This is a genomic window from Paenibacillus polymyxa M1, assembly GCF_000237325.1.
Lineage (GTDB): Bacteria > Bacillota > Bacilli > Paenibacillales > Paenibacillaceae > Paenibacillus > Paenibacillus polymyxa_C.
In genome coordinates this window covers 1,859,697-1,873,327 of the sequence record NC_017542.1, presented here as the reverse complement: position 1 = coordinate 1,873,327, position 13,631 = coordinate 1,859,697, and the positions used below count along the sequence as shown (strand labels likewise).

The window sequence follows — 13,631 nt, the reverse complement described above, 5'->3', positions numbered from 1 at the left end:
GACTGTGCCTGTTTAGCGCAAAGGCTGGCAGACCGGGCAATGATGTGTGCCACGTCCGGCTACGACGGATTTTTCGATCAATGTACCACAGTTCATGCAAGGCTTCGCGTTACGTCCATAAATTTGCAACTGATGCTGGAAATCGCCCGTTTTGCCCTGTCCGTTGACGAATGATTTGATGGACGAGCCACCAACCTGAATCGACGCGCCCAGCGTGGAGACAATAGCTTCATGCAGTACGCGAAATTGACTATCCGTTAAGCTTTTGGCTGGCTGTGCCGGATGAATCCCTGCCTTAAATAACGATTCATCTACATAAATATTCCCGATGCCTACCACATATGACTGGTTTAACAGCGCTGCCTTGATCGAAGTCGAACGAGTTCCAACAGCGGCACGCAGCATTTCAGGTGTAAAAGCCTCGTCCATCGGTTCCAAACCGAGTTTGTTTAGCGGCTTTTCCAGCAAATCCTGTCCTGCCGGAAATAAGTGCATCGTGCCGAACTGGCGCACATCCTGATAACGCAGCTCCGTACCATCTTTAAAATGAAAGATGACATGGGTATGCTTTTCCACAGGATCATCTTGTGAATACAATCCATAGCGTCCTTCCATTCGAAGATGGGAGACAAGCACCAGCCCGTCCAGCAAAATTCGAAGAAACTTACCGCGTCTCTCCACTCCTGTAATCCGGTGGCCGGCCAATTCCATCGCAAATGCGTCGATATCATCGGGACGTTGGATAATACGCGGCAAATTTACGGTTACATGATCTATATGTTTATCAACGATAAGCTCGTTTAGTGTTCGTTTAATGGTTTCTACTTCCGGTAATTCCGGCATGATGTCTTCACCTCACCCTATATTATAACGGAAGCAACGTCAAATTGGGACTATCTGCTCATTGAAATATCTTACTTGGCCTCATACCAATTGCTGCCATAGCTGACTTCCGCTTTAAGCGGCACAGCCAATTTTAATGCAGCTTCCATGGTAGCCGGGACAAGCTCTTTCATCGTCTCCATTTCCTCAGGCGGAACCTCGAATACAAGCTCATCATGTACTTGTAGCAGCATGCGGCTGCGAAGATTGCGTTCACGCAGCGCTGCGTCCATCTGCACCATCGCCAGCTTGATAATATCGGCTGCGGTACCTTGAATCGGCGTATTCATCGCTGTACGCTCAGCGAACGAACGCTGGTTGAAATTGCTGGCGTTAATCTCAGGCAAATATCGTCTGCGTTCCAGCAGCGTTTTTACGTATCCATCTCTCTTCGCATCCTTCACAATATCATCCATGTAACGGCGAACACCTTGGAACACGTCAAAATACTGGTCGATAAAGCGAGCCGCTTCCTTCCGGGTAATATTCAAATTTTGCGACAGACCATAGTCGCTAATTCCGTAAACGATCCCAAAGTTGACCGCCTTTGCGGAACGGCGCATATCGGAATCTACAGCTTCTGCTGGTACACCGAACACATCGGATGCGGTCTTGGTATGGATGTCCATATCGTGGACAAAAGCCTCTTTCAAACGCTCATCATCCGAAATATCAGCCAGCACCCGCAGCTCGATTTGTGAATAGTCAGCCGCCAAAATCGACCAGCCCGGCTCCGAGGGAACAAATACTTTGCGGATTTTGCGTCCTTCTTCGAGACGGATCGGGATATTCTGCAAATTCGGAAATTGACTGCTCAAGCGTCCGGTTGCCGCAACCGTCTGCCGGAAATACGTATGCACTTTACCTGTCTTCTCCGAAATTTCTTTAAGCAATCCTTCGACATACGTCGATTGGAGTTTGGCAATGGTGCGATATTGCAAAATATTTTGCACAATATCATGATATGGAGCAAGCTTTTCCAGTACCTCTGCATCGGTCGAGTACCCGGTTTTTGTCTTTTTAATAACTGGCAGACCCAGTTTATCAAACAAAATCTCACCCAACTGCTTGGGCGAATTAAGATTGAACTCTACCCCTGCAATGCTGTAGATCTCACCCACCAACGTTGCAATCTGGGCTTCAAATTCTTTACCCAAAGCGCGCAGTTCCTCTACATTCACCAAAATCCCCTGCTTCTCCATATCCGCCAGAATGCGTGATAACGGCATCTCCAGCTCATGAAACAGCTTGTGCATTTCCGTCTTTTCCAGTTCCGCCTGCTGCACGGGTACCAATGCTTCGATCACCGCTGCCTTACGTGCCACATGATCGGATAGTACATCCATTTCAGGAACTTTATATTTAGCTCCTTTACCAAACACTTCGTCATCTGGACGAATCGATGACAAGCCATACTTGGCTGCCAGTCCACTCAACGTCTGATTCGCGTCTGTCGGATCTAGCAAGTATCCGGCCAGTTGCACATCAAATTCGGCTCCGGCAAACTCAATTCCATGCCAGTGTAAAGCCAAGTCTGTACGGTGCAAATCATGACCGCGTTTTTTGCGTTCAGGATCGGCAAGCCATTCGCGAATAGGGGTAGCTGCATCACTTTGTAGAACATTCAGTGTCATAAAGAACTGCCGCCCCGTTGCGGCAAATATTAAGCCTACAATTTCAGCATGATGCGGATTATCACCATGCGTCTCCACATGCAGCACATTTATGTTATTCAGCACTTCTACCAATTCGCTGATACGCTCTTCATTCAATACAGTCACGTCTGCAGCGGCTTCCTCTACGCCAACTCCAGCACTGCCAACCTCGCCCGATAAGGATAAACGCTCCAGCAGGGACTTGAACTCCAGCTTCGCCAGAGCTGGTCCAGCCGTCTCAGCCTGCAGCCCGCTGAAAACTACATCTTCCAGCTGTTTGTCCAACGTTACATCCCGATAAATAGTCGCCAATTCCTTGCTCATTCGTGCATCGTCAGCATGTGTCTCCACGCGTTCTTTCATTTTGCCCTTCAGCTCATCCGTGTGCGCCAGCACCTCTTCGACTGAACCATATTGATGCAGTAGCTTGAGCGCTGTTTTCTCACCCACGCCCGGAATGCCAGGAATATTATCCGACGTATCGCCCATCAGACCCTTAAGGTCTATGATTTGCAGCGGCTTCAAGCCGTAACGTTCCTGAATCTGCTCAGGTCCGTACGTTTCCACCTCGGTAACCCCTTTGCGGGTTAAGCCGACCGTGACATGGTCTGAAGCCAATTGAAGCATGTCCTTGTCGCCAGTCACAACCAGCACATTGAAACCCGCTTCGTCCGCTGTTCTGGAGAGGGTGCCTATAATATCGTCTGCCTCATAGCCATCCAGTTCAAATTGGGCAATGCCAAAGGCGGTCAATAGCTCTTTCAGCAGTGGAAATTGCTGGGACAGCTCCGGCGGCGTTTTCTCCCGTCCACCTTTGTAATCCTCGTACCCTTTATGGCGAAACGTAATTTTACCAGCATCAAAGGCAACCAAGATATGTGTTGGTTTGTGCTCCTCCAAAAGCCGCAATAACATTGTCGTAAATCCATACACCGCGTTCGTCTGCTGTCCGCTTGAATTCGTCAACGGCGGCATAGCAAAAAACGCCCGGTATATGATACTGTTACCATCTATAAGCATGAGTTTATCCATTTCGCACCTCACAAGTTCATCAATGCATTCGTAACGTTCTTACGTTTTACGCATTCCTCTTCCTATCTTAACATACAAGACTCTTTTTCAGAAAAAAACGGCTGTTTCCTAGCCAAATTTGCCTTTTGCTCAAAGACAAGTCTGGGTTGGAAACAACCGCTATATACCAATCGCTCTACTGGTTCAAATCTGGTCTCTCCCCTGTCACGAGATATACAGTGCTTTCACCGATATTCGTGGCATGGTCACCAATACGTTCAATGTACCGTCCTACAAGCAATTGCAACATGGCTTGTGAAGCCTCTGCTGGCTTTTCTACCATAAAAGCGTATAGATCGCTGATCATGTGGCTGTACATGGAATCCACACGATCATCCTCTTTAGCCATTTTGTAGGCCAGATCTGTATTTTCATCCAAATAGGATTTGATCGCATTGTCGATCATTTCTTTAACAATGGAAGCCATGTGTGGAATATCTACCAACGGCTTCATCGCCTGTTGCCCTTCCAAGCGAAGTGTGACCTTGGCAATATCAAGTGCCAAATCGCCCATACGCTCCAAATCACTGGAAATTTTAAATGCAACAATGATCCGGCGTAAATCCTTCGCTACCGGTTGCTGGGTAATTATGAGCTTGGAGCCCATATCCAGAATATTTTCTTCCATTGTATTGAGGGATGCATCATTTTTGACTACCTGCTGGGCCATTTCTGTATTTTGGGTCTGCAAACATTCAATAGCCTGATCGAGCGCCTTCGAAACGTGTGCACCCATTTCGCGCAGTACGGCTCTCAGTTCTTCTAATCCTTCATCAAAACCTTTTCTACGTATCATTTCGAAGTCACCCCTTCTCGCATAATCATCAATTTGGCTTTAGCCAAAACGCCCGGAAATATAATCTTCCGTACGTGAATCCTGTGGCGTGGAAAACATCGTCTCAGTATCCGCTGCCTCCACTACAACCCCATTCAAAAAGAACGCAGTTCGACCAGACACACGCGCTGCCTGATGCATGTTATGCGTCACCATGACGATAGTATACGTGTCTCTTAATTCTTGAACCAGTTCTTCAATTTTCATCGTCGAGATCGGGTCCAACGCAGATGTCGCCTCGTCCATGAGTAAAATATCTGGCTGTACAGCAAGCGCCCGGGCAATGCATAGCCGTTGTTGTTGCCCGCCGGACAAGCTCAGAGCAGAACGCTTCAGAAAATTTTTAACCTCTTCCCAAAGTGCTGCCTGCCGCAGACTTTGCTCCACCAGTTCATCTAACTTGTCCTTTTGCCGAATTCCATGCAAACGCGGGCCATAGGCCACGTTATCATAAATGGATTTGGGAAACGGGTTAGGCTGTTGAAAAACCATTCCCACCTGTTTACGCAGCATTTCTACTTCCATAGTATCGCCGTATATATCTTGACCTGCGATGCTCACGGTGCCTTCAATACGTGTTCCCGGTATCATATCATTCATCCGGTTCAGCGTACGTAGCAAGGTTGATTTGCCGCAGCCGGATGGGCCGATGAAGGCTGTTACCGTTTTTTCAGGAATATCCAGGTTTATATGTTTCAGCGCGTGGAATTTTTCATAATACAAATTCAGCTTATCAATCCGGATTACGGAATCATTCATGGATTTATGATCTCCTTCGTGTTGCAGTTATGGTCCTCAAGCATTGCACCTGATTTGCACAATATGAAGATTATATAAGCTGTGTGTAAATTCAGTGTGGTGGATTTGTTAACGGTATGTAAAATGATCAAGAACTCAGCATGAGTTCAAGCTCCTGTGCAATTCCGGCTGCATTCAAGGCCGCTTCTTCTGCGGAACGGGACATTTCGCTGTTTTTAGCCTCTATTTCATCGACTGCCTGCAATAATTTGGAAAACGTTTGGGTTCCGGCAGATATAAATTTAGAGCCTGTATGAATCTGCTGCATACTCGTATCCGTCAGTTCAGCGGTATCACGCAGCATTTGCTCGATATGAGTAAGTAAGCCGGTAATCTGTACAGAAAAAGCTTTGGTCTGGAGTGACATATTCCGAACCTCTTGAGACACAATCTGAAAACCACGTCCGTATTCACCAGCATGAGCCGCTTCAATGGACGCATTAATCGCCAGCAATCCGCTGTGATCTGCCAGTGCACGAATGGATGAAGCCATGCCCGCAATATCATTGAGCGATTGGGTTAACGCCGTCATCTGCTCATGCTGGCGCTTCATTTGCTCCGTCACTGCATGATAAGAAAGCAGAACATCCTCCAGTTCCACTTTGCCACGGCGGGATAATTCACTCATTGAGCGGGTTAGCTGCACACTGTCATCGGCCTCTTTCGCTGCATCCAGAACAGTCATCCGAATACGCTGGACTCCGTCATAGCTATGTCGAATCACATCGCCCCGGTCTTCGTCTGCTTCTCTTTGCATTCGCTGAACGACAGACAGGATATCACGAATTGTGAATACACCGAGTAATCTTGTCCCTTCCTTTATCAATAAACAATCGTAAAAACGCTGAACTTCACGCATCATCGCCTGTTCTACAATTTCTGCTGCTGGACTTTTCAGATCCACAATTAATGTATTGGGATCGGCAAATATAGAAGCCGGTTTGTCATAGAACAATGCCGCAGCAAACCTGCCCGTAAAATGACGATTGTACGCATCTCTCATGATGATGCCCAAAGGAAGATCATTTTTATCCACGACGATGACACAGGGAATATCTTCCTGTGTTTTCATGAGTGCTAACAGTTCTTTGCAAGACATATCCGTGCCAATGATCGGAACCTCCCGGCATGGCACATAGGTAGTAATCGGCTTGAACGTTTCACGTTCAATCACGGCAGTGGAACTCGTCTGGGTCTTTGGTTCCGTTATCATCGTTCTGAAGTCCCCTTTTTTTAACTACTTGAAGTGACGGGAACATCATATCGGTCATTTGTTGATTTTAACGGCTATTTTTGTTAACTAAATGTAAAATCACAAAATGGACATAAAAGTCACTGCTACTGCCTGGAAAGAGAAAAACGCTCCTCATTTATAACAAATGAGAAGCGCTTCTTTTTTTATTTACAACCAGCTTGTACCCCACTCCACGGATTGAATCAATATGAACCGAGTCGGGATCAAGCTCCAGCTTTTTACGTAAGGAACTGACGTGTACATCCACTGTCCGTTGACCGCCGATGTAGTCAAAGCCCCACACGGCATTCATTAGATCATCCCGAGTCAGGACCACACCCGGCTTGCGGGACAAATAGAGGAGCACCTCAAATTCCTTCGGTCTTAAGCTGATGGACTGACCTCCAAGAATGACTTCATATTTCTCAGGGTAGATCTCCAGCTCGCCCAGTTGAATTTTGGAGCCATCCTTCTGTTCAGACAACACTCCTTCATCCCCTCCGGATGTTCTTCGCAGTACAGCCGTTACGCGGGCCAGTAGCTCAGAAACGCCAAAAGGCTTTGTGATGTAGTCATCAGCACCCGACTTCAGTCCTTGGACCACCTCAGCCTCCCCGTTTTTAGCGGTTAGAATAATGATAGGTGTTGTCAGCCCCTGATGGCGAAGTCTGCTGAGAATATCCAGTCCATTCATCCCCGGCAGCATCAAATCCAGCAGGATCAAATCGTAGGATTCTCTGGAGGCTCTTTCAAACCCAGCACTGCCATGATCCTCCGTGTCCACTTCGAAACCTTCTTGTATCAAATTGTAGGATAGCAATCTGGCAAGCGTTGGTTCATCCTCAATAACCAGCAAACGTTGTCCCATTAATAACTTCATCTCCTGTTTACCTGTTAAAGGCGCATTGGTCAAAATCCTGAAATCTTTTCCATACTCATGCGACACCCGTTTATTTTATCACGGCATTGTTAACACAATGTAAAAAATATTATAGTTCATTCTTCCTGTTGCAATAACGGTAATTCAACGGTAAACGTGGTACCCAAACCAAGCTCGCTTTCCACTGAGAGTGTACCATGATGTAGATCGACCAAGTGCTTGACGATGGACAATCCCAGTCCCGTTCCGCCCGAGTTGCGCGAGCGTCCTTTGTCCACCCGGTAAAAGCGCTCAAAGATACGTGGCAGGTCCTTCTTCGGTATCCCAATACCCGTATCACTGACTGTAAATACGACCTTTTCCGTGTCATTGTCCCGTTGTAACGTTATAACCTTGATCTTTACCTTGCCGCCATCAAGGGTATAGTTAATGCCATTAGACAAAAGGTTCAGGAAAATCTGCTGAAGCTTATCTTCATCTGCCTCCATAAACAGTTCATCCGGGATATCCATGTGCAGCGTAATTCTTTTTTTGGCAGCTACATTATTCAGTTTCTCCAGCAATGATTCTATGAATGATGAGATATGAATCGGAGAGCAATCCAGAGGGGACCGTTTGGACTCGATTTTGGAAAGCTCCAGAATATCGCCGATCAGTCGATTCAGTCGTTCACTTTCGTCATATATAATTTGCAAAAAGGAACGGGCCGTTTCCTCATCTTTAACCCCGCCACCAAGCAATGTCTCGGCAAAACCCTTGACTGCGGCAATCGGTGTTTTTAGCTCATGGGATACGTTTGCCACAAATTCGCTTCGCATATTTTCCAACCGTCGAATAGCTGTAATATCCTGCAACAAGAACAGCATCCCCCGGTATCCCCCTTCATCCTCATACATAGGGACACCATCCAGCAAAACGAGTCGTTCCTCAGGATTGTACAAATGCACCTCACCATGCAGCCTTTCTCGGCTTTGTATACTGCCCTCAATTAGCTTTGTGAGCTCATAGTGCTTCTTCAGCTCATGATACGGCTTGTCTGTCACCCGCTTACCCACGACACCGAGCATACGCTCAGACTCACGGTTGACAAGCGCTATGCATTCACGAGCATCAATCATCAGAATCCCGCCTGTCATATTACTCATGACACTCTGGAGGAGATCCTCATTGTCACGTATCGTTTTCATTTGGTTTTGGAGACTGTCGGCCATACGATTAATAGCTTCACCCAGTTGTCCTACCTCATCCCGGCGCTGTACACCGACCCTAGCGTCATAATCTAGTCCTGAAATGCGGTTGGCTACCCCTGTAATATGTTCAATGGGCGAGGTGAGGCTGCGAGCAATACGATAGCTCATCAGTCCAGCAGCAATAAACAGCAACACAAGACCGATCCCGATGGCCGTCCAGCCTCGCTGCATTCCCTCTTCCACCGCTTTCAGACTCATGGACAAACGGATATATCCGTCAAAGCCCTTGTCCGATACAACAGGCTCAGCGACGTATAGCATGTTTCGTTGCAAAGTTTCACTGTAGCGTATCGTCCGTCCGATTCCCTCCGACGTAGCTTGCCGTATTTCTTCACGCGATGCATGGTTTTCCATCTTGCGTGGATCGCTTAACGAATCACCCACCACCGTTCCATCCTTACGAATGAAGGTCACTCGCGAATCGGTCAGATGGGCAATTTCCTTCGCCTTCTGAGAATAATAGGAGACGTAATCTGTGCTGGATAGGGCATCAGCATTAACAAATGGGAAAGTAGCGCGAAGCAGGTCGATCTCACGACCCATGTTCTCCTCTAGCACCTTCATATTCGAATTTTTGAAAATTTGTCCCATAGTAATTCCAGCAGCAAGGACAGATACGCCAATCAAAATCAGCATGATCAGGGTAAGCCTGAAACGAAACGATTTCATAGAAATTTGCCCATCCTTTTATGTAAGTTAATCTCATTCTACAGGCTACCTGCATTATGTTCCACTGTGAAAAGAAAAAAAGGCCGGAGCAAAAGACTGCCCCAACCTTTTCTTTATCCTCTTATCCGTTTACAACTTCACCGCCATTGATATGAATAACCTGCCCGCTTACATAAGACGAATCGTCTGAGGCAAGGTACACATAAGCTGGCGCCAATTCTTCCGGCTGACCTGGGCGTTTCATAGGCTGTGCTCCTCCAAATTCGCTCACTGTTTTTGCATCAAAGGTAGACGGGATTAACGGTGTCCAGATCGGTCCTGGTGCTACAGCGTTCACCCGAATACCTTGATCCGCCAAATTGAGCGAAAGGGAACGAGTGAATGATGTGATTGCCCCTTTGGTGGAGGAATAATCAATGAGTGTCTTATTCCCAGCATACGCGGTAATCGACGTTGTGTTGACGATCGCGCTCCCTTTCTTCAAATGCGGCAATGCCGCTTGTGTCAGGAAGAACATACCGAAGATATTCGTACGGAACGTGCGCTCCAACTGTTCTTTGGTGATATCCTCCAGCTTTTGCTGTGGATGCTGCTCGGCCGCATTGTTCACGACAATGTCGAGCTTGCCCAGTTCGTTCACCGTCTGTTGCACCGCTTTTTTGGCAAATTGGTCATCTCCGATATCGCCAGGAATCAACACGCATTTGCGTCCTTCCTGTTCGACTTGACGCTTGGTTTCTTCCGCATCCTTATGCTCATTCAAGTAGACGATAGCTACGTCCGCACCTTCTTTGGCATACGTGACAGCTACAGCCCGCCCAATTCCACTGTCTCCACCAGTAATCAGTGCAACTTTGCCTGTGAGCTTGCCAGCCGCTTTGTAAGTTGGTTTTTCGAATTGAGGTGCAGGCGTCATTTTGGATTCAATCCCCGGTTGCTGGTCCTGATGCTGTGGGGGCAAGGTTTGCTGAGGTTGGTTGCTTTTAGCCATTATACATTCTCCCTTCAAAATCAGATATTTTTTAGGATGCAACATTTGCATCCACTCTACTCCTGATTTACCACACAAACTTATCGGTTAAACGAAAAAAGAAAAAACTAGCTATATGAGCACACAAAAAAACGGCCTGTGCTTATTCTGCACAGACCGCTTTATTCAACGTTAGCCTTCGTCATTATTTAATTGGCCGATTAAAATGGTTCATTAAATAATATGGCTGTATACCATTAAAATCGTAATTAGAATCATGAAGACAGCCAGCAGCGTGCTGAACATCCGCATTTTACCAGCGTATTGCGTAATCGGCTGTTGGTTGCGAACCGCTTCCAATGACAAGCGTAATGGCTTACCCATAGCACCAGCGATACCGGAAATGGCAAGAAACAACACCAACACAACAACGATCCATGCTACCGAATAAGAATCCCAAACAAAGATCATATAGATGCCGCTAATAAGCACAAGAATCAGTGCAAATTGAGCCAGACGGTTCAATAGCTGTACAGCCGATATCGTCCCTTCCTGCGCGCTTGGAGCCAATTTGTCGATTTTGCCCACGACGAAGGGAAGCAATAAATAAAAGCCCATTGCCAGTGATCCAATAATGTGAATGAAAAACATTTTTTACAACCTCCCAGTTCTTTGTTTTCTTACAAACTGTTTTTTTTCCATAGAACGATCATATTCCAACGAATGACTAGCATCTTTGCAATGTTTTGGGACATGCTTTTCTATGTAACTATTAGTGCATATGAACTCTATTATACCGGGGAAGTGGATCAAAGCAAAGGAATAGGACGGGGAAAGTTTCAGCTTGGGGGGAGGGTACAAACCCAAACTGAAATTTTCAATATTAAATGAAAAGGAAGAAAAAGAATAGACTATTAAAAAATAAAAGAGGTGGCCAGCAGCCATAACGATGGCTAGGGGACACCTCTTCAAGTAAAAGTATACTATTTTAGTAGAAAATCGGATCTATACGTTGACTATTTTAGTCACATTGCGAACCGCTTCAGCGGATTCATCGAGCGCTGCTTTTTCTTCGGCTGTCAATTCCAACTCGAACACTTTTTCGATGCCATTACCGCCAAGAAGTGTAGGCACACCGAGGAACAAGTCCTGATAGCCATACTCTCCTTCCAGGTAAGCAATGACTGGAATAATCCGTTTTTTATCTTTTACAATCGCTTCTGTCATTTGCGCAAGCGAAGCTGCCGGAGCATAATATGCGCTGCCATTACCCAATAGGTTAACGATTTCTCCGCCGCCCACTCGTGTACGTTGTACGATCGCCTTGATACGTTCCTGAGAAATCAGGTTTTCGATAGGTATACCTCCCACGCTGGAATAGCGTACGAGCGGCACCATATCATCACCGTGACCACCCATAACGAAGCCGCGCACGTCTTCAACCGAAACGTTCAATTCCTGTGCAATAAAGGTACAATACCGGGCTGTATCCAGCACACCTGATTGACCAATAACCCGATTTTTCGGGAAATCAAGCGTTTGGTATGCAGTATAGGTCATAGCATCGACCGGATTACTCAGAATAATGACGATAGAATCGGGCGCATACTTCTTCACATTCTCACATACGGATTTTACAATTCCTGCGTTCGTATTGACCAAATCATCACGGCTCATACCCGGCTTGCGCGCGATCCCGGCTGTAATAATGACGATATCCGAGTCGGCTGCATCCTCGTAATTAGAAGTGCCCATGATCTGGGTGTCAAATCCCTGCACTGGACCAGCTTCCAAAATATCAAGCGCTTTGCCTTTAGTCGGATTCTCTAGTTGCGGAATATCGATGAGTACGATATCACCTAACTCCTTTTGAGCCAGCAGCAATGCGGTAGTGGCACCGGTAAAACCGGCGCCAACAATGGATATTTTTTTGCGTTGAATGGTCAAGTAGTATTCCCCTTCCTTACAGGTTACTAATAATGGTATCCGCGAACTCGGAGCATTTCACCTGTGTAGCACCATCCATCAGACGGGCAAAGTCATAAGTTACAATCTTCTTATTAATGGACGTCTCCAGTCCTTTGTAAATCAGGTCAGCTGCTTCTTTCCAACCCAAGTGTTCTAGCAGCATGACGCCGGACAGAATTACGGAACCTGGGTTCACTACGTCTTTGTCAGCATATTTTGGAGCTGTACCATGTGTAGCTTCAAAGATAGCATGCCCGGTTACATAGTTAATGTTTGCACCTGGCGCGATACCAATTCCACCAACTTGAGCAGCAAGAGCATCGGACAGATAGTCCCCGTTCAGGTTCAGCGTAGCAATGACATCAAATTCAGAAGGACGAGTCAGCACCTGCTGAAGTGCAATATCAGCAATCGCATCCTTGATAATGATTTTGCCCGCATCTTCAGCTGCTTTTTGAGCTGCATTTGCCGCATCCTCACCTTCTTTTTCCTTGATGACATCATACTGGGCCCAAGTAAATACTTTATCTGCAAATTCTTGCTCGGCTACTTCATAGCCCCAGTTCTTGAAGGCACCTTCGGTAAATTTCATAATGTTACCTTTGTGTACGAGCGTTACACTCTTGCGTCCGTGGTCAACAGCATACTGAATAGCTGCCCGTACCAGACGCTTTGAACCCTCGGAAGACACTGGCTTGATCCCAATTCCTGAAGTTTCAGGGAAACGGATTTTATTCACGTCCAGCTCTTGCTGAAGGAACTGAATCACCTTTTTCACGTCTTCGGACCCTTCGGCATATTCGATCCCTGCGTAGATATCTTCTGTGTTCTCACGGAAAATGACCATGTCCACCAACTCAGGACGTTTTACTGGAGACGGGACACCGTTAAAGTAACGAACAGGACGCAGACATACGTATAAATCCAGTTCTTGGCGCAATGCCACATTCAATGAACGGATACCACCGCCAATAGGTGTCGTAAGTGGACCTTTAATGGCTACAATATACTCACGGATGGCTTCCAACGTATCGTTAGGGAGCCACTCGCCGTATGTATTGAAAGCTTTCTCACCAGCGAATACTTCATACCAGGCAATCTTTTTCGTGCCGTTATATGCTTTTTCTACAGCTGCGTCCAGTACGCGCTTGGAAGCTTTCCAGATGTCGCGACCTGTGCCGTCACCTTCGATAAACGGAATGACCGGATGGTTTGGAACCTGCAGTTGACCGTTATCAATCGTAATTTTTTCGCCTTCAGTTGGGAGCTCAAACTTTTCAAATTTCGCCATAAGTTCCTTTTCCTCCTCAGATATGAATGGGTACAGGACGAAAGACATGATCTTTATCATAGACAAAAAATTACATCTCTCGCCGACCCTTCTATTGTACCTTATTTTTTAAATTCAGGGTATACAAC

At 46.5% G+C, this 13,631-nt stretch carries 11 protein-coding genes; all 11 read right to left on the bottom strand.

The genetic code is table 11. The features are described from left to right. Positions 1-12 precede the first annotated feature (12 nt). Positions 13-843, bottom strand: a complete 831-nt coding sequence (gene mutM / locus PPM_RS08355; RefSeq protein WP_013370361.1) for a DNA-formamidopyrimidine glycosylase — start codon at positions 841-843, stop codon at positions 13-15. A 71-nt stretch (positions 844-914) separates the two neighbouring features. Then, on the bottom strand, positions 915-3,569 hold the full coding sequence (polA, locus tag PPM_RS08350) for a DNA polymerase I (RefSeq protein ID WP_013370360.1): 2,655 nt from the start codon (positions 3,567-3,569) through the stop codon (positions 915-917). A 175-nt stretch (positions 3,570-3,744) separates the two neighbouring features. Beyond that, a complete protein-coding gene (gene phoU / locus PPM_RS08345; protein WP_013370359.1) occupies positions 3,745-4,404 on the bottom strand; it encodes a phosphate signaling complex protein PhoU in 660 nt (219 codons plus the stop codon). Positions 4,405-4,443: 39 nt separating this feature from the next. Further along, positions 4,444-5,202 (bottom strand): phosphate ABC transporter ATP-binding protein PstB, encoded by a 759-nt coding sequence (gene pstB / locus PPM_RS08340; RefSeq protein ID WP_013370358.1) that lies wholly within the window; start codon positions 5,200-5,202, stop codon positions 4,444-4,446. 127 nt (positions 5,203-5,329) lie between these two features. Beyond that, positions 5,330-6,454, bottom strand: coding sequence for a methyl-accepting chemotaxis protein (locus PPM_RS08335; RefSeq protein WP_014599606.1), 1,125 nt, complete (start codon positions 6,452-6,454; stop codon positions 5,330-5,332). A 157-nt stretch (positions 6,455-6,611) separates the two neighbouring features. Continuing rightward, on the bottom strand, positions 6,612-7,343 hold the full coding sequence (locus tag PPM_RS08330) for a response regulator transcription factor (protein ID WP_013370356.1): 732 nt from the start codon (positions 7,341-7,343) through the stop codon (positions 6,612-6,614). A gap of 128 nt (positions 7,344-7,471) precedes the next feature. Further along, positions 7,472-9,274: a two-component system histidine kinase PnpS gene (gene pnpS / locus PPM_RS08325; RefSeq protein WP_013370355.1), complete on the bottom strand. Its 1,803-nt coding sequence runs from the start codon at positions 9,272-9,274 to the stop codon at positions 7,472-7,474. Between the two features lie 121 nt (positions 9,275-9,395). Next, positions 9,396-10,265 carry an SDR family oxidoreductase gene (locus PPM_RS08320; protein WP_025676257.1) on the bottom strand — a complete coding sequence of 290 codons (870 nt, stop codon included), beginning with the start codon at positions 10,263-10,265 and terminating at the stop codon, positions 9,396-9,398. Between the two features lie 213 nt (positions 10,266-10,478). Further along, positions 10,479-10,895, bottom strand: a complete 417-nt coding sequence (locus PPM_RS08315; RefSeq protein WP_013370353.1) for a hypothetical protein — start codon at positions 10,893-10,895, stop codon at positions 10,479-10,481. A gap of 354 nt (positions 10,896-11,249) precedes the next feature. Continuing rightward, positions 11,250-12,191, bottom strand: a complete 942-nt coding sequence (gene mdh / locus PPM_RS08310; protein ID WP_013370351.1) for a malate dehydrogenase — start codon at positions 12,189-12,191, stop codon at positions 11,250-11,252. A gap of 16 nt (positions 12,192-12,207) precedes the next feature. Beyond that, complete coding sequence (icd, locus tag PPM_RS08305) at positions 12,208-13,503, bottom strand: NADP-dependent isocitrate dehydrogenase (RefSeq protein ID WP_013370350.1); 1,296 nt, start codon at positions 13,501-13,503, stop codon at positions 12,208-12,210. Between the last annotated feature and the right edge of the window lie 128 nt (positions 13,504-13,631).